Origin of the sequence: Halalkalicoccus subterraneus (genome assembly GCF_003697815.1) — an archaeon.
GTDB lineage: Archaea > Halobacteriota > Halobacteria > Halobacteriales > Halalkalicoccaceae > Halalkalicoccus > Halalkalicoccus subterraneus.
Genome location: NZ_RDQG01000002.1, coordinates 1 through 20,462, shown reverse-complemented (window position 1 = coordinate 20,462; position 20,462 = coordinate 1). Strand labels below are relative to the sequence as shown.

At 65.7% G+C, this 20,462-nt stretch carries 23 protein-coding genes; 15 read left to right on the top strand and 8 right to left on the bottom strand.

The window, feature by feature from the left end:
* The coding region (locus tag EAO80_RS00390) for a DUF373 family protein (protein ID WP_122087973.1) at positions 1 to 259 on the top strand (259 nt) is incomplete at its 5' end.
* A gap of 4 nt (positions 260 to 263) precedes the next feature.
* On the opposite strand, the gene EAO80_RS00385 is transcribed toward EAO80_RS00390, so the two are convergent.
* A complete protein-coding gene (locus EAO80_RS00385) occupies positions 264 to 548 on the bottom strand; it encodes a hypothetical protein (protein ID WP_122087972.1) in 285 nt (94 codons plus the stop codon).
* Positions 549 to 605: 57 nt separating this feature from the next.
* Positions 606 to 1,448 carry a polyprenyl synthetase family protein gene (locus EAO80_RS00380; RefSeq protein WP_122087971.1) on the bottom strand — a complete coding sequence of 281 codons (843 nt, stop codon included), beginning with the start codon at positions 1,446 to 1,448 and terminating at the stop codon, positions 606 to 608.
* An 88-nt stretch (positions 1,449 to 1,536) separates the two neighbouring features.
* Between EAO80_RS00380 and EAO80_RS00375 the strand changes: the two genes are divergently transcribed.
* The gene (locus tag EAO80_RS00375; protein ID WP_122087970.1) at positions 1,537 to 2,238 is read left to right on the top strand and encodes a YqjF family protein; all 702 of its coding nucleotides are present in this window, start codon (positions 1,537 to 1,539) and stop codon (positions 2,236 to 2,238) included.
* A 268-nt stretch (positions 2,239 to 2,506) separates the two neighbouring features.
* On the opposite strand, the gene EAO80_RS00370 is transcribed toward EAO80_RS00375, so the two are convergent.
* The 4 genes from EAO80_RS00370 to EAO80_RS00355 all read right to left on the bottom strand — a co-directional run bounded on the left by EAO80_RS00370 (position 2,507) and on the right by EAO80_RS00355 (position 6,118).
* Entirely contained in the window at positions 2,507 to 3,163 is a 657-nt protein-coding gene (locus tag EAO80_RS00370; protein ID WP_122087969.1) for a hypothetical protein, read from the bottom strand.
* Positions 3,164 to 3,256: 93 nt separating this feature from the next.
* A complete protein-coding gene (locus EAO80_RS00365) occupies positions 3,257 to 4,213 on the bottom strand; it encodes an electron transfer flavoprotein subunit alpha/FixB family protein (RefSeq protein ID WP_122087968.1) in 957 nt (318 codons plus the stop codon).
* Complete coding sequence (locus tag EAO80_RS00360) at positions 4,210 to 4,986, bottom strand: electron transfer flavoprotein subunit beta/FixA family protein (RefSeq protein ID WP_122087967.1); 777 nt, start codon at positions 4,984 to 4,986, stop codon at positions 4,210 to 4,212. Before EAO80_RS00360 ends, EAO80_RS00365 begins: the two co-directional genes overlap by 4 nt.
* Before the next feature lie 40 nt (positions 4,987 to 5,026).
* The gene (locus EAO80_RS00355; protein ID WP_122087966.1) at positions 5,027 to 6,118 is read right to left on the bottom strand and encodes a helix-turn-helix transcriptional regulator; all 1,092 of its coding nucleotides are present in this window, start codon (positions 6,116 to 6,118) and stop codon (positions 5,027 to 5,029) included.
* A 141-nt stretch (positions 6,119 to 6,259) separates the two neighbouring features.
* On the opposite strand from EAO80_RS00355, the gene EAO80_RS00350 reads away from it, so the two are divergent.
* Both EAO80_RS00350 and EAO80_RS00345 read left to right on the top strand, forming a co-directional pair.
* Complete coding sequence (locus EAO80_RS00350) at positions 6,260 to 7,501, top strand: DUF7096 domain-containing protein (protein WP_122087965.1); 1,242 nt, start codon at positions 6,260 to 6,262, stop codon at positions 7,499 to 7,501.
* 23 nt (positions 7,502 to 7,524) lie between these two features.
* Positions 7,525 to 7,986: a type IV pilin gene (locus EAO80_RS00345; protein WP_122087964.1), complete on the top strand. Its 462-nt coding sequence runs from the start codon at positions 7,525 to 7,527 to the stop codon at positions 7,984 to 7,986.
* A 19-nt stretch (positions 7,987 to 8,005) separates the two neighbouring features.
* Here EAO80_RS00345 and EAO80_RS00340 read toward each other — a convergent pair whose 3' ends face one another.
* Positions 8,006 to 8,626 carry a methyltransferase domain-containing protein gene (locus EAO80_RS00340; protein ID WP_122087963.1) on the bottom strand — a complete coding sequence of 207 codons (621 nt, stop codon included), beginning with the start codon at positions 8,624 to 8,626 and terminating at the stop codon, positions 8,006 to 8,008.
* 89 nt (positions 8,627 to 8,715) lie between these two features.
* Here EAO80_RS00340 and EAO80_RS00335 point away from each other — a divergent pair, with 89 nt between their 5' ends.
* The 9 genes from EAO80_RS00335 to EAO80_RS00295 all read left to right on the top strand — a co-directional run bounded on the left by EAO80_RS00335 (position 8,716) and on the right by EAO80_RS00295 (position 17,755).
* Positions 8,716 to 9,564 carry an SDR family oxidoreductase gene (locus EAO80_RS00335; RefSeq protein ID WP_122087962.1) on the top strand — a complete coding sequence of 283 codons (849 nt, stop codon included), beginning with the start codon at positions 8,716 to 8,718 and terminating at the stop codon, positions 9,562 to 9,564.
* A 65-nt stretch (positions 9,565 to 9,629) separates the two neighbouring features.
* Positions 9,630 to 9,962 carry an ATP synthase archaeal subunit H gene (gene ahaH / locus EAO80_RS00330; protein ID WP_122087961.1) on the top strand — a complete coding sequence of 111 codons (333 nt, stop codon included), beginning with the start codon at positions 9,630 to 9,632 and terminating at the stop codon, positions 9,960 to 9,962.
* Positions 9,949 to 12,195 (top strand): V-type ATP synthase subunit I, encoded by a 2,247-nt coding sequence (locus EAO80_RS00325; RefSeq protein WP_122087960.1) that lies wholly within the window; start codon positions 9,949 to 9,951, stop codon positions 12,193 to 12,195. The genes ahaH and EAO80_RS00325 overlap by 14 nt, the downstream gene beginning before the upstream one ends.
* Before the next feature lie 21 nt (positions 12,196 to 12,216).
* A complete protein-coding gene (locus EAO80_RS00320) occupies positions 12,217 to 12,483 on the top strand; it encodes a F0F1 ATP synthase subunit C (RefSeq protein ID WP_122087959.1) in 267 nt (88 codons plus the stop codon).
* Positions 12,484 to 12,505: 22 nt separating this feature from the next.
* Positions 12,506 to 13,087, top strand: a complete 582-nt coding sequence (locus EAO80_RS00315; RefSeq protein WP_122087958.1) for a V-type ATP synthase subunit E — start codon at positions 12,506 to 12,508, stop codon at positions 13,085 to 13,087.
* Positions 13,084 to 14,157 carry a V-type ATP synthase subunit C gene (locus tag EAO80_RS00310; RefSeq protein WP_122087957.1) on the top strand — a complete coding sequence of 358 codons (1,074 nt, stop codon included), beginning with the start codon at positions 13,084 to 13,086 and terminating at the stop codon, positions 14,155 to 14,157. Before EAO80_RS00315 ends, EAO80_RS00310 begins: the two co-directional genes overlap by 4 nt.
* Complete coding sequence (locus EAO80_RS00305) at positions 14,154 to 14,480, top strand: V-type ATP synthase subunit F (RefSeq protein WP_122087956.1); 327 nt, start codon at positions 14,154 to 14,156, stop codon at positions 14,478 to 14,480. Before EAO80_RS00310 ends, EAO80_RS00305 begins: the two co-directional genes overlap by 4 nt.
* 21 nt (positions 14,481 to 14,501) lie before the next feature.
* Positions 14,502 to 16,265 carry a V-type ATP synthase subunit A gene (locus tag EAO80_RS00300; protein ID WP_122087955.1) on the top strand — a complete coding sequence of 588 codons (1,764 nt, stop codon included), beginning with the start codon at positions 14,502 to 14,504 and terminating at the stop codon, positions 16,263 to 16,265.
* The gene (locus tag EAO80_RS00295; protein ID WP_122087954.1) at positions 16,265 to 17,755 is read left to right on the top strand and encodes an ATP synthase subunit B; all 1,491 of its coding nucleotides are present in this window, start codon (positions 16,265 to 16,267) and stop codon (positions 17,753 to 17,755) included. Before EAO80_RS00300 ends, EAO80_RS00295 begins: the two co-directional genes overlap by 1 nt.
* Positions 17,756 to 17,840: 85 nt before the next feature.
* Here the strand turns inward: EAO80_RS00295 and EAO80_RS00290 are convergent, their stop codons facing one another.
* Positions 17,841 to 18,815, bottom strand: a complete 975-nt coding sequence (locus tag EAO80_RS00290) for a DMT family transporter (protein WP_122087953.1) — start codon at positions 18,813 to 18,815, stop codon at positions 17,841 to 17,843.
* Positions 18,816 to 18,990: 175 nt separating this feature from the next.
* Here EAO80_RS00290 and EAO80_RS00285 point away from each other — a divergent pair, with 175 nt between their 5' ends.
* Both EAO80_RS00285 and EAO80_RS00280 read left to right on the top strand, forming a co-directional pair.
* Complete coding sequence (locus EAO80_RS00285; protein WP_122087952.1) at positions 18,991 to 19,779, top strand: helix-turn-helix transcriptional regulator; 789 nt, start codon at positions 18,991 to 18,993, stop codon at positions 19,777 to 19,779.
* A gap of 49 nt (positions 19,780 to 19,828) precedes the next feature.
* On the top strand, positions 19,829 to 20,462 hold a 634-nt coding region (locus tag EAO80_RS00280; protein WP_122087951.1), incomplete at its 3' end, for a V-type ATP synthase subunit D.

Below are 20,462 nucleotides of genomic sequence, written 5' to 3'. Positions count from 1 at the left end.
CGCCGGGATCACCTCCAGTCTCGGCCAGATCACCGACGAGTACCTCGCCGGGCGCTTCGAGTGGCGCTACCTCAACGCCCCCTTCTACGTCATCTCGATCGCGGTCGTGCTCCGGGCCGTCAGCGCGTTCGTCCTCGGCTATCAGAACCTCGCGTACGTCGCGATCGCGCTCACGGTCGGTACGGTGTTGGGACTCGCGAGTACACTGATATTCGCCATCGCCGAGTCGAGAATGGAACGCCGGGCGGAGCCGACCTGAGCGCTCAGGCCCGTAGTCGCTTTGGCGGTTTCAGCCACGCGCTCGCGGCACGGACCCACGCGGACCACGCCCGCGCGATCGGCGCTCGCTCGTGTTCGCGCTCGTACCCTCTCTCGCGTTCGGTAAGCAGCGTCTCGCAGTCGGGACAGCGGTACTCGACGCTCGTCGTGCGCTCGCGGACGATCCAGTCGCCTTCGATCGGGCTGTGGTGATCGCAGTTCGGACAGAACAACACGGATTTCCTGTCGGGCGGGCCGTCGGGGTCGGTCGCATGAACGGGTCGCGTCATTAGACGTGCGTACGATCTCTTCGGATAAAACTCCGTTGGCTAGGCAGACAATTCGACCTATCGTTCACGAATAACCACGAACTCGGCGAGATCGTGGAGGTATTCGTAGGCCTGTTCGTCCCCGATCTCGACCCGCGAGAGCGCGTCGAGTGCGGCCTCCGAGTGGCTGTGTGCCCGTTCGTTCGCCTCCTCGGGGGTGAGGTCGGTCACCTGCAACAGCGAGGGGCGTTCCATCTCGTCGTCCTGGCCGGTGGGTTTGCCGAGCTCCTCGGCGTCGGCGGTCGCGTCGAGTACGTCGTCGCGTATCTGGAAGGCGATCCCCACGCGTTCTGCGTACTCGCCGACGGCCTCGACGGTGACGGCGTCGGCATCGGCGGCGATCGCCCCGAGTTCGGCCGCAGCGCGAAACAGCGCGCCGGTCTTTCGGCGGGCCAGCTCCATGTACTCGCCCTCCGTGCGCGGCCGGGCGACCAGCTCCGTCGCCTCGCCCTCGCCCAGCTCGATCATCGCCTCCGTGACCGCCTGCATCGCGCGCGGGTCCGCCGAGAACAGCGCGAACGCCTCGCCGAGCTGGGCGTCGCTGTCGATGATCGCCGGGCCGTAGCCGAACGTGCTCCAGGCGCTCCCGACGCCCCGGCGCACCGCCGACTGGTCGATGATGTCGTCGACCACCAGCGAGGCGTTGTGGACGAGCTCGATCCCTACCCCGAAACCGGTGGCATCGGTCGGCTCGCCGCCGACGGCCTCGCAGACCAGCACCGTCACCGTCGGGCGGACCCGCTTGCCGCCCGACAACGCGGTGTGGCGGACCTCGCTCGCGAGCCGCTCGGGTTCGACCCCCTCGACGACCTCCTCCAGTCGCTCGTCGACGAGCGCCCGGCGGCGTTCGAGGTACTCCATTACCGGCCCCTCAGGGCGGTTCGGGCAAGTACGTGACGGATCGGTACGACGTCGCCGGAGTTTCCCTCCCTCGACCCCACCTTCTCGTATGGAGCTCCCGATCCCCCTTCCCCTCGCGTTCGAGTGGCGCCACCTCCTGTTCGCCAACTGGCCCGTCGACGCCGACCACCTCGAAACCCACCTGCCCGACGCGCTGTCGGTCCAGACATACGACGGGACTGGCTGGCTCTCGGTCGTTCCCTTCGTCAACGTCGATACCCGCCCGCGCGGGCTCCCCCGGCGCATGGGAATCGACCTCCCCGAACTCAACCTCCGGACGTACGTCACCCACGAGGGTGAACCGGGCGTCTACTTCTTCAGTCTCGACGCCCACGGGATCACGGCCGTCCTCGGCGCCCGTCTCACTCACCACTTGCCGTACTACTACGCCCGCCAGTCGATCCGCACGACGAACGACGGCGTCGAGTTTTCGAGCCGGCGGGTCCACCCTGGCGACCGACCCGCCCGATTCGAGGCGACCTACGGTCCCGAGGGCGAGTCCTTCACACCCGAGTCCGGAAGCCGCGCTGCCTTCCTCACCGACCGTAGCCGCCTCTACACACAGGGCTCGGATGGGGCCGTCCGCCACACCGATGTCGACCACGATCCCTGGCGGCTCCACCCCGCGAGTGCGACTGTCACGACGAACACGCTGTTTTCGGCAAACGGGTTCGCCCGACCAGACGGCGAGCCCGTCTGTTATTACAGCCCTGGGCTGGCGGTCACCACGACCGGGAGCGAGCGCCTCTGAATCCCACGTCCCGAGAAACGTCAGTATCCGCCGCTCGATGCTCGATTTATGGATTGAAAAGACGCCGTGTCCCGTGTTCTCGATTTCGTTCCGTTCGGTCTCCGGAATGGTGTTGCCGACCTTGCCGAGGATCGAGGGTGGGAACGGCTCCTCGAAAAACGGTCCCGTCTCCCCGGAAACCATGCGTATGCCGGAGACGGCTACCGACTAAAAGACGACCGTCGAATCGATTTCGGCCCAGAATATCGACGGGTTCCGAAAAACGAACTCAGGCCGGAATCGCCGCTGACTCCTCGATTGCCACGTTCGCGCCCAGCAGCTCGCGCCCGAGCAGGATCCAGGCGGCACAGAGCGGGCCCGCGAACAACACGACGTCCAGCCCGGCCGGGACGACCATCGCGCCGACCAGCATGGCGGGACCGGTGGCGATCATGAGCCACGCGACCATCCGCGAGGCGATTTCGGCTCGCAGAAGCGCGATCCCCGCGACGAGTGACCCGAGCGTGAAGACGAACATCATGCTGAGTCCGGCGACCGTATCCCCCATCAGGGCGACCTCGCCGAGTCCGGCGAGTCCGGCCGCCGTCGCGAAGCCGAACCCGAGGGTGGTGCCGGCGAGCCCGATGCTCACGAGCGCTGCCCCATCCTTCAGTAGCTGCCTTCCGGATCGCAGCGCCACCGCGGCGAACCCGAGCGAGCCGAGGAACAACAGTCCCCACGCTACGGAGAGGCTGCCGTAGCTCAGGTAGTACGCGAGCGTACCGGGAGTGTCGATCATCGAGTCGGTGCCGAGATAGTCCGCGACGCCGTGCCCGATCAGGCTGGCCGCCAGCGCGACCGCGCCGGCGATGGCTGCCGCACCCGCCCGGTGGATCCGGGCGGTCGATCGGGTGTTCGATCCGAGAGACTGTACGTTAATCGTCATTGTATCACTGACCCCGTCCGATGGAATCGACTTTATAATGGTTCTATATGGTAATAAACACCGCTGGACGGCTGCTATCACGGCTTTTAGAGTCTACTCGAACTCGGCGATCAGTGCCGGAACGACGTCAAAGAGGTCGTCGACGATGCCGTAATCCGCGATATCGTAGATCGGCGCGTTCGGGTCGTTGTTGATCGCGACGATGGTTTCTGCACCCTTCATGCCGGCGACGTGCTGGACCGCCCCGGAGATGCCGATGGCGATGTAGACATCGGGGGCGACGGTCTTGCCCGACTGGCCGACCTGCCTGTTGGCGGGCAGCCAGCCGTTGTCGACGATGGGTCGCGAGGCCGATAGGGTCGCATCCAGCGCGTCGGCCAGTTCCTCGATGAGTTCGATGTTCTCCTCCTCCTCGATTCCCCGGCCTACACTCACCAAAACCTCGGCGTCGCTGATGTCGACGTCGCCGCCGGCGACCTCCTCGTACCCCCGCACCGTCGAGCGGACCGCCGACTCGTCGATCGTCGCGTCGAACTCCTCGACCGTCGTGTCCCCGTTTCCGTTCGCGCCAGGCCACTCGCCGCCGCGGATCGTCACCGCCACCCGAGAACTGTCGACCTCGATCGTCGTTTCGACCTTCGAGCCGTACATCTCGCGGGTCGCGACGAGGGTTCCGTCCTCGAAGTCGGCGTCGATCACGTCCGTCACCAGCGGCCGGCCCAGCCGAGTGGCGACCGCCGGCGCGTAATCGAGCCCGTTGATGGAGTTGGGCAGCAACACGACGTCCGGGTCGAGCTCCTCTGCGAGCTGCTCGGTGACCTGCGTGTAGACGTCGTGGTTGAACTCCTCGCCCTCGTCGACCGTGTGGATGGCGTCGACGCCCTCCCGCGAGAGCGAGCGGGTAAACTCCTCGATCTGCCCGCCGATGACGGCCAGGTGGAGCTCGCCGCCCAGATCGTCCGCGAGGCCCCGGCCCGCGCCGATGAGTTCGTAGCTCACGTCCCGGAGCTCGCCCCGGCGGTGTTCGGCGACCGCGAGAACGGCGGTCATTGTGCGCCCACCCCCTTCTCGCGGAGCACGCTCGCGAGCTGGACGGCGGTGTCCTCGGCGCGGCCCTCGAAGACCGTCGCGTCGCTTTCGACTTCCGGTTCGTACATCTCGGTCAGACGGAGCTCACTCTCGAGCCCCTCTATGCCCAGATCTGCGAGGGTCTTTGCTGTGATCTCCTTTTGCTGGGCCTGCCGGATCCCCCGCAGGCTCGCATAGCGGGGCTGGTTGATCCCGGTCTGAATGGTCAGAACGGCGGGCGTCTCGACGTCGGTGAGCTCCTCGACGCCGCCTTCGAGCTCGCGGTGGACGCTCGCGCTCTCGCCGTCGTACTCGAGATCGTTGACGACGGCGGCCCACGGGTAGTCGATCGCGGCCGCAAGCGAGACGCCCGTCGCGCCGAACATCGCGTCGGCGGTCTGGACGCCGGTGAGAAGCAGGTCGGGCTCCTCCTCATCGACGACCGCTTCGAGGATCTCGGTCTTGGCGGCCACGTCGAGCAGCCCTTCGACGGAATCGTCCCACACCCTGATCGCGCGGTCGGCGCCCTTCGCAAGCGCCATCCGAATCGTCTCCTCGCTCCGCTCGGGGCCGATCGTGACGGCGACGACCTCGTCGACCGTGCCCTCCTCGGACAGCTGAACGGCCTCCTCGACGGCGTAGTCGTCCCACTCGTTCAGGTCGTATTCGAGGTACCGTTCGTCGATGGCGGTGCCGTCGATCTCGAAGTCGTCCTCGACGGTCCCCACCTCCGCGACGGTCACGAGAACCTTCATTATCGATGCTTCTTCACCGGTGCTGTAAACGTTTTCGGAACTACTCCTCACACAGGGTGATGAGGTTCTCCCGGCCGATCCGCAGTTTCTCGATCATCCCGTCGTCCTCCATCGCCGAGAGCAGCTGCGAGACCTTTGCGTTCGACCAGTCGGTCTCGCTGACGATGTTCGCCTGCTTCATCCGCCCGTCGTTGACTTCGAGCAGCATGAGCACCCGCTCCTCGTCCGAGAGCAGTTCCTCGTCGACGCCGGCGACCGGGCCGCCCTCCGGGTCGGTTCCGTCCTCGAACTCGGGCTCGGACCGCGTCGTCGGGGGCTCCTCGCTTGGCTTCGACCCCGGCGTGAGCACCGTCGCCCACCCCCGGTCGTCGCTCGCCGGCGACGGGACGACCGGCGCGTCGAAGCGCCGCGAGAGCACGTACACGAGCGCGGCGATCACCGCGACGAGGCCGACCCCGAGTCCGGCGAAGAACCACGACGAGCCCGCGGAGGAGCCGCCCGAGATGAACACGACCTCGGGCTGATCGCTGTCGAAGGCTATGGGGCCCGTCCAGGCAATTTCGCCACCGCTGACGGCGGTTTCGGGGTGAACTGTATAAACGGCGTAGCCGTCGGGCGCGTCGATGACGAGTCGCTGGTCGGCCGACAGCGACGGCAGCCACGTCCCGCCGTCGGCCCCGAAGACGTCAGCCACTTCGAGTCGACCGTCCTCGGCGCGCGCGAACCCCTCCCAGTCGAACCGCAACTCGACCGTCCCGGTGCTGTTGGTCGCCTCCGTCTCGCGCTCGACGTTCGTGACCGTCATCTCGCGGTCGGTCTCGTTTTCGGCGTCGGCCGCGACCCGCTCGAAGACCTCGACCGAGAGCTCGCCGTTCGTGTCCCCGTTCTCGAACCCGTCGGCGAGGCGCTCGAACGCCCGCCGGTCCTCTCGTGTCTCGATCGCGAACCGGTTGCGGACCGAGACGTTCGCGTCGCCGTCCTCTTCGAGCTGGATCTCGATGGTCTGGCTCGCGTTTTCGGTGTCCGGGTCGGCGTCTCCGGTCTGCCCCACCGCCGGCCCGGCACCGAGGGCGACGGCCCCGATGGCGGCCACTACGCAGACCGCGAGGACGACGGAGGCGGACACCCGCATACGGTAGCGTGGTATCCGTGAGGAGAAAATGCTTTCCATGCTAAATGAATTCTTGTACAATGATCTCCGTCCCGCTTCGAAACGGGGTCGTTTCTCGCACAGCGTGCTATTTTTGTACTAGAAGAATCATCCGAAAGATAGATGGACAGGCTGGTTTCGCTCGCGTTCGTCGTCGTGTTGGTCTGTTCGCTTCCGGCGTTCGGCTCGGTCGGACCGACCGAACCGCGGCCGGTCGATTCGGAGGGCGACGTACGGACGACGATCGACAACGGGACCGCCGAGTGGCTCGCACTCGCCGACGGTCCGTCGGCGAGCGGCGCCGATCGCGTCGCCGTCGACGTCGGAACGACGCTCGCTGACGACACGAGCCGGCTCGACGGCCGCTACGAGCGCCATCGCCTCGACGTCCGCCTCGAGGCGGCGGAGGCTGACGACGAGCAACGCGAGATCATCCGCGAGGAGACCGAGGACCTCTCGGAGTCGGTCGCCCAACTCCGCGAGCGGGAGCGAACCGCCTATACGGAGTACTACGAGGGCGAACGCTCCGAGCGCGCGCTGCTGGCCGAACTCGCGGTCGTCCACACCCGCGCCGTCGCGCTCGGCGAGTCGATCGCGATACTCGAGGACCGCGCGGTCGGTCTCTCGGACACCGCCATCGAGGAGAAGATCGAACGGATGTCGGTCGAAGCCCGAACCATGCAGGGTCCGGTTCGAGAACGGGTCGCGGACGTCTCGCGCGGCGAGGCCGAGTCGACGCGCGTCCACGTCGAGACCGACGGCGCCGGCGTTGCCCTCGCGTACACCGATGACGGACGGTTCCACCGCGAGGCCTACCGGCCCGACAACCGCAACCCCGATGGTGCGACCCAGTATGCCAGCCTCGGCCAGTCCGAAGAGCGCATCTCGGGGCTGTATCCGAGCGCCTTTGCCGATGCTCGCTGGAGCTACAGCGATGTCGGGTACGGGACCCACCGCGGCGTCGGCAGCCACGACCGCGGGACCATGACGGTGTACCTCGATACGGCGACCGGCGAGGTCTACCGCGAGCACCAGAGCCTGCGACTCGACCGGATCGAGACCATGACCGTCGAGCGCGAACTCAACGGGAGCGTCGCGATGACGGTCGAGCGGACGGTGCCGGGCGGTCCGGCGAGCGTGACACTCTCGAACGCGGAGACGAGCGAGCCCATCTCCGAGCCGGTCGATCTCAACGACCGAGCAATCGGCGAGACTGACGGCGATGGGGTGCTCTGGTTCGTCGCCCCGCGCGACTCGATGACGGTAACCGCCACCGCGGACGGAACCCCCGTCGAGGTCGATATCTCCGAGGACTCGTTGGGTCAGGGGACCGCCCGCGCGCCGGCCGACGACGAACGTTCATAAAGGGTGGGGCGGCCAGTGAGGGCGTGGCTCGCGCGATCTCCCCGGTCATCGGCGTCGTCCTGCTCGTCGCCTGCGTGGTACTGCTGAGTGCGACCGTCGGCGCGATGGTACTCGGATACGAACCGACCCAACCGGCCGCCGCGGTCGCTATCGACGGCGAAGCCACCGCCGACGGCGAGATAACGCTCACGCTCGATCACGGTGATTCGCTCGACGTTCGAGACCTCTCGCTGGTCGTCGAGGTCGACGGCGAACCCCTAGAGAAACAGCCGACGGTCCCCGCCTACTCCCAGAGCGGGTTCAGCGGTTTTCCGGCCGGCCCGTTCAACGCCGGGACCGACTCCGAGTGGACTCGTGGGGAGTCGGCGAGTCTGACGATCGCCTCAACGACCAACGGCCCCCTCCCCGAAGCCGGCAGCACCGTCACGGTTCGTGTCTCCGAGAACGGGATCGTGATCGCTACGGTCGAGATGACGGTCCGGTAGTCACGCCGAGTATTCACCCTCAGTCGGTGACGCGCGCGACGGAGGTGATCGCGATGTCGGGGTCGTAGGACGGCCCCATCAGCCGGTGCTCGACGTCCTCGAAGCCGGCCTCGGTGAACATTCGATCTGCCTCCTCGGCGTCGTAGAACAGCATGATCGAGTCGGCGAGCTTCTGCATGACCCCCGTCTTCGGGTAGTTCGGGCCGACGATCAGCACCTGCCCGCCCGGTTTCGTGATCCGGCGGATCTCAGCGAGGGTGGCGACCGGGTCCGGCCAGTACTCGATCGAGCCCGACGACCAGACGACGTCGAAGCTGTCGTCGGCGAAGGGCAGGCGTTCGGCGTCGCCGAGGTAGAACGTCACGGGGTCGTGCTTGCCGAGTTTCGCCCAGGCTTTCTCCAGTTGGTGGGGGCTCTGGTCGAGACCGTGGACGTCGTCGCTGTACCCGAGCAGTCCCTCGGTGGCGAAGCCGGTGCCACAGCCCACGTCGAGGACGCGATCCGTCTCGTCGATGTCGAGCATCGAGAGGGCCTGCCCGCGCATCGCCTCGTTCCAGATAAAGGGGTTGATCCGGTCGTAGACCTTCGAGAGGTACTTGTAGAACAGCCGCGCCCGTGCCTTGTTTTCGAGGACTCCCATCGGCGACCTGTTGGGGACGTGTTCATTTAATCCCCTCTCTTCGCCGTGATCACCGAAATACAGACGGACCGGGGCGGTGATAGGGGACTATGGCAACCGACGACATCGAACCGCCACGGCTCGCGCGCGAGGACGTCCTCGTTGTTCCCGACGACCGGTTCTCGACCGACACCGTCGCGATCGTCACCGGTGCGGCCTCGGGGATCGGCCGGGCGACCGCGCTCGCCCTCGCACACAACGGGCTGACCGTCTGTGCGACCGACGTCGACGAGGACGGCCTCACGGAGACCGAGCGTCGCCACGCGGACCTCGACCTCGACGGGCGGATCGCGACGACGCCCGGCGACCTGACCGACGACGCCGTCTTGGAGGCGATCGTCGAGGCCGCAAGCGAGGAAGGTTCCATTCGATATCTCGCGAACATCGCCGGCATCCAGCACGTCGCGCCGATGGAGGAGTTCCCCGTTGAGAAGTACGACCTGATGCACCGGCTGATGCTTCGTGCGCCGCTCGTGCTCTCGAAGCTGTGTCTGCCCCACATGCGCGAGGCCGGCGGCGGCGCGGTCGCGAACATGTGTTCGATCCACGGCCATTACGTGACCCGCGACAAGGTCGCGTACAACGTCGCGAAGTTCGGGCTTCGAGGGTTGACCCAGTCGATCGCCGCCGAGGGCGACGGGGACGTGCGCGCCTTCTCGCTGAGCACCGCCTACGTGAAGACGCCGCTGGTGGTGAACCAGATCGCCGACACCGCCGAGAACCGCGGGATCACGGAGCGGGAGGTCGTCGAGGACGTGATGCTCGGGGAGGCGCGGGTCACGGAGCTGATGGACCCCGTCGAGGTGGCCAACGTCTTCGCGTTCGGGCTTTCGAAACACGGGCGCTTTCTCGACGGTGGGGATCTACTGTTCGACGGCGGCTACACGCTGACGTACTGAGGATTCGGGGTTTTTTTTCGCAACTCCCTTATAGCACGTCATACAACCTTGTTCTTGATTACAGTATGCCGAGGCCAGAGGTTTTAGACCGGATCAAAGAGGCCGAAGCGGAGGCCGACGAGATCGTCGCCGAGGCTGAACGCGAGCGCGAGGAGCGCATCGCCGAGGCCCGAGCCGAAGCGGAGGAGATCCGCGAAGAGGCCCGCGAGGAGGCGGCCGATCTCGCCGAGGAGCGCCTCACGGAGGCCCGTACCGAGATCGAAACCGAACGCGAGGAGGTCCTCGCTCAGGGCGAGGAGGAACGCGAGGCCCTCGAATCGCGTTCCGCGGGGCGAAAAGACGCGGTCGTCGAGTACGTCGTGACCCAGTTCGAGGAGGCGGTGCATGCTCAGACCTGAGCGGATGAGCAAGGTCTCGGTGACCGGCTCCAAGTCCGTCATGGACGAGACCATCGAGACGATTCACGGGCTGAACCTGCTGCACGTCGTCGACTACGACGACACGTGGGAGGGGTTTTCTCCGGGCGACTCGCGCCCGGAGGCCGAGCCGCTCTCCGAACAGCTCGTGACGGTGCGCTCGATCGAGAGCATCCTCGACGTCGACGAGGAGGACGCCGGCCCGAGCCGGATCGTCACCGACGAGGAGATCGACGCCGAGATCGAGGAGGTCCGCACCCGGGTCAACGAACTCGACGACCGGCGCGCCGACCTCCGCGAGGAGCGTCGTCAGGTCGAGGAGCGCCTCTCATCCGTCCGGCCCTTCGCCCAACTGGGGATCGACCTCGACTTGCTGTCGGGCTACGACTCGCTCGAAACCCGCGTCGTCGAGGGCCGCCAGGAACAGATCGACGAGACGCTCGCCGAGGCCGAAGGCATCGAGGAGTTCGAGACCTTCGCCGAGGGCGACGTCGTCGCGATCTTCGCGTACCCCGAGGACGGCCGTGAGGACGTCCTCGAAGACGCGCTCGTCGGCATCGATGCCGCACCGCTGTCGGTGCCCGAGGCCGATTCGAGCCCGGAGGACTACGTACGCGAGCGCGAACACCGCAAACAGGAGATCGACGAGGAGCTCTCGGAGCTCGACGGCGAGATCGACGAGCTGAAGCTCGACGTCGCGGGCTTCCTGCTGGCGGTCGAAGAACAGCTCTCGATCGACGTTCAGAAGGCCGAAGTACCCCTCTCGTTTGCGACGACCGGCCGGTCGTTCATCGCCGAGGGCTGGGTACCGACCAAGCGCTACGACGAGTTCGAGGCCGCCCTCCACGAGGAGGCCGGCGAGCACGTCGAGTGTGAGGAGCTCGAACGCGTCGACTACGACGAGGTCTCGGCCGGCCACGGCCATGGCACCCACGACGACGAACCCGGCGATGCGGGCGACGCCGAGCGCCAGCCCGCGGCGGCCGACGGCGAGGGCGAACCCGCGGAGGTCCGCTCGGACGGTGGACGGACGCCGGACGAGACGAGCATGCACGGCAACGAACCGCCGGTGGTCCAACAGAACTCCGGGCCCGTAAAGCCATTCGAACTGCTCGTCCAGGCGGTCAACCGACCGAAGTACTCGGAGCTCGATCCCACGATAATCCTGTTTCTGACGTTCCCGACGCTGTTCGGGCTGATGATCGGGGACGTCGGCTACGGGCTGCTCTACCTCGGGCTGGGCTACGGTCTGTACCGATTCGTCGACAGTCCCGGCCTCCGGAGCCTCGGTGGCGTTGCGATCTGGTGTGGGATATTTACGACGATCTTCGGCGTCCTCTACGGCGAGATATTCGGCTTTCACACCATCTCGTACGTGCTCTGGGAGGACTTCGTCGGGCTATCGCATGCCCCCATCCAGAAGGGACTCGACAGCAACTTCGCGCTGCTGTGGCTCGTCGTGAGCCTGCTGATCGGCGTGGTCCACCTCTCGACGGGGTTCCTCTTCGGGTTCTTCAACGACCTGAAGGCCGAGGGGATCGTTCCCGCCTATCTCGACAACCTCTCGTGGATCCTGATGATCATTGGCGTCTGGACGTGGGTGTTCAGCCGCTCGGCGTCCTCCTCGAAACCAGACTTCCTCTTTACGGTCTTTAACGGGGATCCCGTCGCACTCGGCTTCGGCGGCTTCTCGGCGACGGTCGGGTTCGCGGGGATCGCGCTGTTCGTCATCGGCGCGCTGTCAATGATTGCCGGCGAGATCCGCCACGAGGGTCCCATGGTCGGCGGGCTCGCCGGCCTGATCGAGAGCGTCAACGCCCTGGTCAACGTCGTCTCGTACGCCCGGGTGGCCGCAGTGTTGCTCGCGAAGGCCGGGATGGCCTTCGTGGTCAACCTGATGGTCGTCGGGGCCTATCAGGACGAGGAGGGCTTTCACTTCATGACGGGCGGTCATACGACGGTTCCCGAGGGTGGCGAGCTGATGTTCCCGGGGATCATCACGACCGACGCCGGACTCGCGATGACGGTGCTGACGTTCGTCGCCGGCGCGCTCGTGTTCGTCGTCGGACACGCGCTGGTCTTGATACTTGGTATCACGAGTGCCGGTCTACAGGGCGTACGCCTCGAATACGTCGAGTTCTTTGGGAAGTTTTATGACGGCGGTGGGGAGAATTACGAACCGTTCGGATACGATCGAACGCATACGACGGAGTAACACGAGAATCCAACCTAATCAATGTACGAATTCGCTAACGCGCTGACGGACGCAACGATCGCACTGCAAGCAGAAACCGGCGGCCCCGCCCTCGACGCTCAGGGTGCGGCGGCACTCGCAGTCGGCCTCGCGGCACTGGCCGCGGGCTACGCGGAGCGTGGCATCGGAAGTGCGGCGATGGGCGCGATCGCGGAGGATCGCAGCCTCTTCGGGCTCGGACTGGTGCTTACGGTCCTGCCGGAGACGCTCGTGATCCTCGCGCTGGTCGTCGTGTTCGTCGTCGGTTAAACCGCACCCTTTCCTTTCATCAATGAGTTTAGAAACGGTCGCAGAGGACATTCGGGAGGAAGCCCGCGCGCGTGCCCGCGATATCGAAGCGGACGCCGACGAGCGCGTCGACGCGATCATCGCCGAGGCCGAAGCTGACGCGGCGGAGATCAGATCCGACCGCGAGCACGAGGTCGAGCGCGAGATCGCTCAGGAGCGCGAGCAGAAACTCTCGAGTGCGAACCTCGAAGCCAAACAGAAACGTCTCGAAGCCCGACGCGACGTCCTCGAGGACGTCCACGAGCGGGTCGAAGCAGAGATCGCGGCCCTCGACGGCGAGCGCCGCGAGGAGCTGACCGACGAGCTGATCGCGGCAACCGCCGAGGAGTTCGACGAGAACGCCTCCGTACAGGTCTACGGACGGGCCGACGACGAGGCGCTGATCGCGGCGCTGCTCGAGCCCTACGCGGGCTACGAGTACGCCGGCGAGTACGACTGCCTCGGCGGCGTCGTCGCCGAAAGCGAGAGCTCGCGGGTCCGCGTGAACAACACGTTCGATTCGGTGCTCGACGACGTCTGGGAGGACAACCTCAAAGAGGCTAGCACCCGTCTGTTCGAGCAATGAGCCCCAGAACGCGAACGATCGGGAGCTCGAACCCGGAGTACGTAAACGCCCGCGTTCGGGCTCGCCGCGCCGCGTTGTTCGACGAGGAGGAGTACCGCAAGCTGGTCCGGATGGGGCCGAGCGAGATCGCCCGGTTCATGGAGGAGACCGAATACGGCGAGGAGATCAACGCGCTGGGCTCGCGCCACAGCGGCGTCGACCTGATCGAGTACGCGTTGCACGCGAACCTCGCGAAGCACTTCGACGACCTGCTCGACTGGGCGGAGGGTCGCCTCTACGAGTTCATCGCGAACTACCTCCGGAAGTTCGACGCGTGGAACGTCAAGACGATCATTCGGGGGCTCTACGCCGGCGCCGATCAGGACGAGATCGAGTCCGACCTGATCCGCGCAGGCGAGTTCTCCGACCGGGAGATCGACCGCCTGCTCGAAGCGCGTTCGATCGAGGAGGTCGTCGAACAGCTCGACGGCACCATCTTCGAGGAGCCGCTCGCGGCGGCCTACGAAGACTACGAGGAGACCGACACGCTCGTTCCGCTCGAAAACGCCGTCGACCGGACCTACTACGAACACATCCTCGACAACGTCGGTCGGGTGAGCAACGAGCCCGACGACCCGGTCGCCCGGTACGTCGAGTTCTTGCAGGCCGAGATTGACTTCCGGAACGCCCGCAACGCCTTACGGCTGGCGCGAACCGGCGCGGACATCGATCCCGGCGAGTACTTCATCGAGGGCGGAACGCTGTTCGACCGGCGCGAGATGTCGGGGCTGGTCACGAACCGCGACGAGCTGTTGACCCGGATCGAGGAGAGCACCTACGGGAACCGGCTCGACGAGGCGCTTGCCCAGCTACGTAGCGCAGAGAGCTTGATCGCGTTCGAGCACGCCCTCGACACCGCACTGTCGGCGTACGCCGACCGGCTCGCGAACCGCTACCCGATGACGATCGCCTCCGTGCTGTCGTTCATCCTCGCGAAGGAGCGCGAGGTCGACAACATCCGGGCGATCGCGCGCGGCCGGGAGGCCGGACTGAGTAGCGAGGAGATCGAAGAGGAGCTGGTGATACTATGAGCCAGGAGATCGCAGTTATCGGCAGCCCCGAGTTCACGACCGGATTTCGTCTCGCCGGCGTGCGCGTCTTCGAGAACGTCCCCGACGACGAGAAGGACGACGACCTCGACGAGGCCGTCTCGCGCGTGCTCGAGAACGAGGACGTCGGCATCGCGATCATGCACGAGGATGACCTCGAGTACCTCTCGCGGAACCTCCGGCGGGACGCCGAGACGAGCGTCGAGCCGACGTTCGTGATGCTCGGCGGCGGCGCGGGCAGCGGCGGGCTGCGCGAGAAGATCAAGCGCGCGATCGGTATCGACCTGATGGACGACGACTCCTAACCAATACACCACACCACACACATGAGCCAAGCAACACAGACTGACATCGACGTCGTCAGTGAGGGCCGGATCGAGAGCGTGAGCGGACCCGTCGTGAGCGCGATCGATCTCGACGCCCGGATGAACGACGTCGTCTACGTCGGGCAGGAGGGCCTGATGGGCGAAGTCATCGAGATCGAAGGTAACATTACGACGATTCAGGTCTACGAGGAGACCTCGGGAATCAGCCCCGGCGGCCCCGTCAAGAACACGGGCGAGCCGCTCAGCGTCGACCTCGGACCGGGCATGCTCGACACCATCTACGACGGTGTCCAGCGCCCGCTTGACGTGCTCGAATCGCGGATGGGCGCCTTCCTTGATCGCGGGGTCGACGCTCCGGGGATCGACCTGGAGGAGACATGGGAGTTCACCCCCGAGGTAAGCGAGGGTGACACCGTCGAGGCCGGCGACATCATTGCCACCGTCCCCGAGACCCCGAGTGTCGACCACAAGGTGATGGTGCCGCCCGATTCCGAGGGCGGCGAGATCACCGCGATCGAGGCCGGCGAGTTCGACGTCACCGAGACGGTCGCCGAGCTCGATACGGGCGAGGAGATCGCCATGCGCCAGGAGTGGCCGGTCCGCAAAGCCCGTCCCTCGGCGAACAAGCGCTCGCCGGATCGCCCGCTGGTGACCGGCCAGCGCGTCCAGGACGGGCTGTTCCCGCTCGCAAAGGGCGGGACGGCGGCTATCCCCGGCCCCTTCGGCTCCGGAAAGACGGTGACTCAGCAGTCGCTCGCGAAGTTCTCGGACGCCGACATCGTCGTCTACATCGGCTGTGGCGAGCGCGGCAACGAGATGACGGAGGTCATCGACGACTTCCCGGACCTGCCGGACCCACAGACCGGAAACGCACTGATGGCCCGAACTTGCCTCATCGCGAACACCTCGAACATGCCCGTCGCTGCGCGTGAGTCCTGTGTCTATACGGGAATTACGATCGCGGAGTTCTACCGCGACATGGGCTACGACGTCGCGCTGATGGCCGATTCCACCTCGCGGTGGGCAGAAGCAATGCGCGAGATCTCCTCGCGACTCGAGGAGATGCCCGGTGAGGAGGGCTATCCCGCCTATCTCGCTGCCCGGCTCAGCCAGTTCTACGAGCGCGCGGGGCTGTTCGACAACCTCAACGGCACGCAGGGCTCGATCTCGGCGGTCGGCGCCGTTTCGCCGCCCGGTGGGGACTTCTCCGAGCCGGTCACCCAGAACACGCTGCGGATCGTCAAGACGTTCTGGGCGCTCGACGCGGACCTGGCCGAACGACGGCACTTCCCGTCGATCGATTGGAACGAGTCCTATTCGCTGTATAAGGACCAGCTCGACAGCTGGTTCGTCGAGAACGTCGCGGACGACTGGCCCGAGACTCGCCAGTGGGCGGTCGACGTCCTCGACGAGGAGGCGGAGCTCCAGGAGATCGTCCAGCTCGTCGGCAAGGACGCCCTGCCCGAGGACCAGCAGCTCACCCTCGAGGTGGCGCGCTACCTCCGGGAAGGGTTCCTCCAGCAGAACGCCTTCCACGACGTCGACCAGTTCTCGCCGCCGGAGAAGTCGTATCTGATCTGGAAGGCGATCAAGACCTTCAACGACGAGGCGTTCTCGGCGCTCGAAGCCGGCGTGCCCGTCGAGGAGATAACCGCCATCGACGCCGCGCCGCGACTCAACCGGATCGGCACGCAAGAGGACTACGAGGCGTACGTCGAGGAGCTACAGGGAGACATCGAGGACGAACTCAGGGAGAAATACTGATGAAAGAATACCAAACCATCACCGAGATCAGCGGCCCGCTCGTGTTCGCCGAGGTCGACGAGCCCGTCGGCTACGACGAGATCGTCGAGATCGAGACGCCCGACGGCGAGGTAAAGCGCGGTCAGGTACTCGAATCCGAAAGCGGCATCGTCGCGATTCAAGTCTTCGAGGGCACGACCGGAATCGACCGCAAAGCTTCGGTCAGATTCCTCGGCGAGACGATGAAGATGCCCGTCACCGAGGACCTGCTGGGGAGAGTTCTCGACGGCTCGGGCAACCCGATCGACGGCGGTCCCGAGATCGTCCCCGATGAGCGCCAGGACATCGTCGGCGCGGCGATCAACCCCTACGCGCGCGAGTATCCCGAGGAGTTCATCCAGACGGGCGTCAGCTCGATCGACGGGATGAACACGCTCGTGCGGGGCCAGAAACTGCCGATCTTCTCGGCGTCGGGGCTGCCCCACAACGATCTGGCGCTCCAGATCGCCCGACAAGCGACCGTGCCGGAGGAAAACGCAGAGGACGAGGCCACCGACGAGCCCGGCGAGGGCGAGGAAGACGGCGAGCTCGGCGAGGGTGAAGACGAGGACGGTTCGGAGTTCGCAGTGATCTTCGGCGCAATGGGAATCACCGCCGAGGAGGCAAACGAGTTCATCGACGACTTCGAGCGCACCGGCGCGCTCGAACGCTCGGTCGTCTTCATGAACCTCGCGGACGACCCCGCAGTCGAACGGCAGGTCACTCCCAGATTGGCGCTGACGACTGCGGAGTACCTTGCCTTCGAGAAGGGATATCACGTGCTCGTGATCCTCACGGACATGACCAACTACTGCGAGGCGCTCCGGGAGATCGGTGCGGCTCGCGAGGAGGTGCCCGGCCGCCGTGGCTACCCCGGCTACATGTACACCGACCTCGCCCAACTGTACGAGCGGGCGGGCCGGATCAAAGGACGCGAGGGATCGGTCACGCAGATCCCGATCCTAACGATGCCCGGGGACGACGACACCCACCCGATTCCGGACCTGACCGGCTACATCACCGAGGGCCAGATCGTGATGGACCGCGACCTGAACAGTCAGGGAATCGAGCCACCGGTGGACGTGCTCCCGAGCCTCTCTAGACTCATGGACGACGGGATCGGCGAGGGCCTCACCCGCGAGGACCACGCCGACGTTTCCGACCAGATGTACGCCGCCTACGCGGAGGGTGAGGACCTTCGGGACCTCGTGAACATCGTCGGCCGCGAGGCACTGAGCGAGCGTGACAACAAGTTTCTCGACTTCGCGGACCGCTTCGAGAACGAGTTCGTCCAGCAGGGCTACGACACCAACCGCTCGATCGACGAGACCCTCGATCTCGGTTGGAAGCTCCTGGGAATGCTGCCCAAGACCGAGCTCAACCGGATCGACGAGGAGCTCATCGAGCAGTACTATCCCGAGGACGAGAGCGACGAAAACGCGGAAGCCGTCGGCGTTGAAGCCGACGACTGAAGACGGTTGTCAGTCGGCGTCCTCCCCTCTTTTCGAGCTGCTCTATGAAACGCCGAGCATCGAGTATGGGGGCTGTCGCTGTCGATCAGTCTCCGTCGTTCCAGCGGTGGCTCGGGCCGGTTTCGAGCGGGCCGGACTGCCGGCGGGTCGCCAGTCCGCGGCCGAGCTGCTCGCGGTTGATGATCGCGAAGCCCGCGAACACCACGAGGAAGCCGGTGGCGGTCGTCGCGGTGATCGGTTCGCCGAGGACGGCCCAGCCGCCAACCGCGGCGACGACCGGGACGAGGTAAAAGGCGAGGTTCGCCCTGGTCGCGCCGATCTCGTCGATGAGCCCGAAGTACGCGATGTACGCGAGCACACCCGAGAAGACGGCCACGTAACCCAGCGCGATCAGCGCGCCGGGGGTCCACTCGATGGCGGCGAACTGCTCGCCGCGCACACCGGCGAGCAGGTGACAGAACCCAGCGCCAAGCGGCAGACCCCAGGCGATCCGAACGGTGCTGGGGATCGCCGAATCGGCTCGTTTGATGAGCACGCCGCCCAGCGCGACCGCGACCGCACCGATCAGTAGGATCGCGTGGCCGATCCCGGCGCTCGCGAGCAGATCCGCGGGGTTTAGCTCCATGACGACGGCCACGCCGACGAGCGCGACGATCATTCCGAGGATTTCGGTGGGAGCGAGGCGTTCCTCGGAGAGCAAGAGCGCCGCGAACACCGGCGTCAGGATCGGGTTGAGGCTGAAGATGACCGAGGCGATGGCGCTCGTGACGTACTGCTGGCCCAGGAAGACCATCGCGTTCGCCAGCCCGATGGTCAGCAGGCCGGCGGCGGCGATCCCCGCGAGGTCCGCCCGCGTCTTCGGGAACCACTGCTCACGGGGGACCGTCAGAACGACGTAGCCAAGCAGCAACACCGCCGCGATGTCGAACCGGATCGCGACGAACAGCAGTGGGGGCATGTACTCGAGACCCGCCTTCGCCGCAACGAAGGTGCCCCCGAAGAACACTGCCGTCGCGAGGAAGGCGACGACGCTACGGGTCGTCGAGTCTATCGTCCCCACCTCCGCTGACCGATGAAACGAACCATCTCGACTCGAAGTAGTCCGGCTACCTGTTTATACCTGTCCAGAAATAGATTCAATAAGTGAACGTACGGTCCGACTGTGACGGACTATCGGACGACGAAACGGTTTCACGGTACGAAACCGTTTTGTGTAGCTACCGACCAGAGTTCGTATGGAGTCGGCGCTCGCTGAAATCGAGTTCCTCGCCCTCTCGTCGAACCGCGTCGCGGTGCTTGAGACGCTCGCCGAGGGCTCACACGCGCGAAGCGAACTCGCCGACGTGACGGGCGCCTCTCAGCCGACGCTGGGGCGGATCCTCCGTGATTTCGAGGAGCGACGCTGGATCACTCGGATCGACGGCGAGTACGAAACGACGGCGACGGGCCGAATGGTCGCCGAGGGGATGACGGACCTGCTCGCGACCGTGGAGACCGAGACGAAGTTGCGGCCGGTGACGGAATGGCTTCCCGCCGAATCGATGGCGTTCGATCTCGGGCGGCTTCGCGACGCGACGATCACCGTCCCGAGTCGGATGCGCCCGAGCGCGCCGGTCAAACGAATCAACGAAGCCCTCGGGCGGGCCACGGACGTTCAGGTCTGTTCGCACGCGTTCAACGAGGGGACCTTAGAGACCGTCCGCGAGCGGGTCGTCGACGGTCGACAGCGATTCGAGGGGGTCTTTTCGCGGACGGCGATCGACGCGCTCGCGGAGGACGACACCCTACGAGTTCGTCTGCGCGAACTCACTGGCGCCGAGGGCACGTCGATCCGTCGTCATTCCGAGGAGATCCCGATCGCGATCACGATCGCCGACGGGCGGGTGTACCTCCTGGTGCGCGACGACGACGGCGTGTTGCAGGCGTCGATCGATACCGACGATCCCGAGGTGCTGTCGTGGGCGCGGTCGGTCCACGAGGAGTACTGGGACGCGGCGACGCCGCTTGAGCCCGAGGAGCTATAGCCCGATCGACTGAAAAGGATTAACAGCGTTCGGGTGTTATCCCCGCGTAATGGCCAAGGACGTCAAGCCCACTCGGAAGAACCTCATGGCGATCGAGGACCGGATCGACCTCTCCGAGCGCGGCCACGACACCCTGGAGAAGAAACGCGACGGGCTGATCATGGAGTTCATGGACATCCTCGATCAGGCCCAGGACGTTCGTTCCGATCTCGACGACGATTACGAGCGCGCCCAGCGCACGCTGAACATGGCCCGTGCGATGGAGGGTGACGTCGCCATCCGCGGCGCGGCCGAGGCGCTCAAAGAACATCCCGAGATCACGCTCCAATCGAAGAACATCATGGGCGTGGTTGTCCCGCAGATCGAGTCCACGCGCGTCAAGAAGGGCCTCGACCAGCGCGGCTACGGCGTGCTCGGCTCCTCGGCGCGGATCGACGAGGCCGCAGACGCCTACGAGGACTTACTAGAGACGATCATCCTCGTCGCGGAGGTCGAGACGGCGATGAAGAAGATGCTCGACGAGATCGAAACCACGAAACGTCGCGTCAACGCCCTGGAGTTCACCCTGCTGCCGACGCTCTACGAGAACCAGGAGTACATCGAGCAGAAACTCGAGGAGCAGGAACGCGAAGAGATCTTCCGCATGAAGAAGATCAAGGACAAGAAGGAAGAAGAGGAGAAGG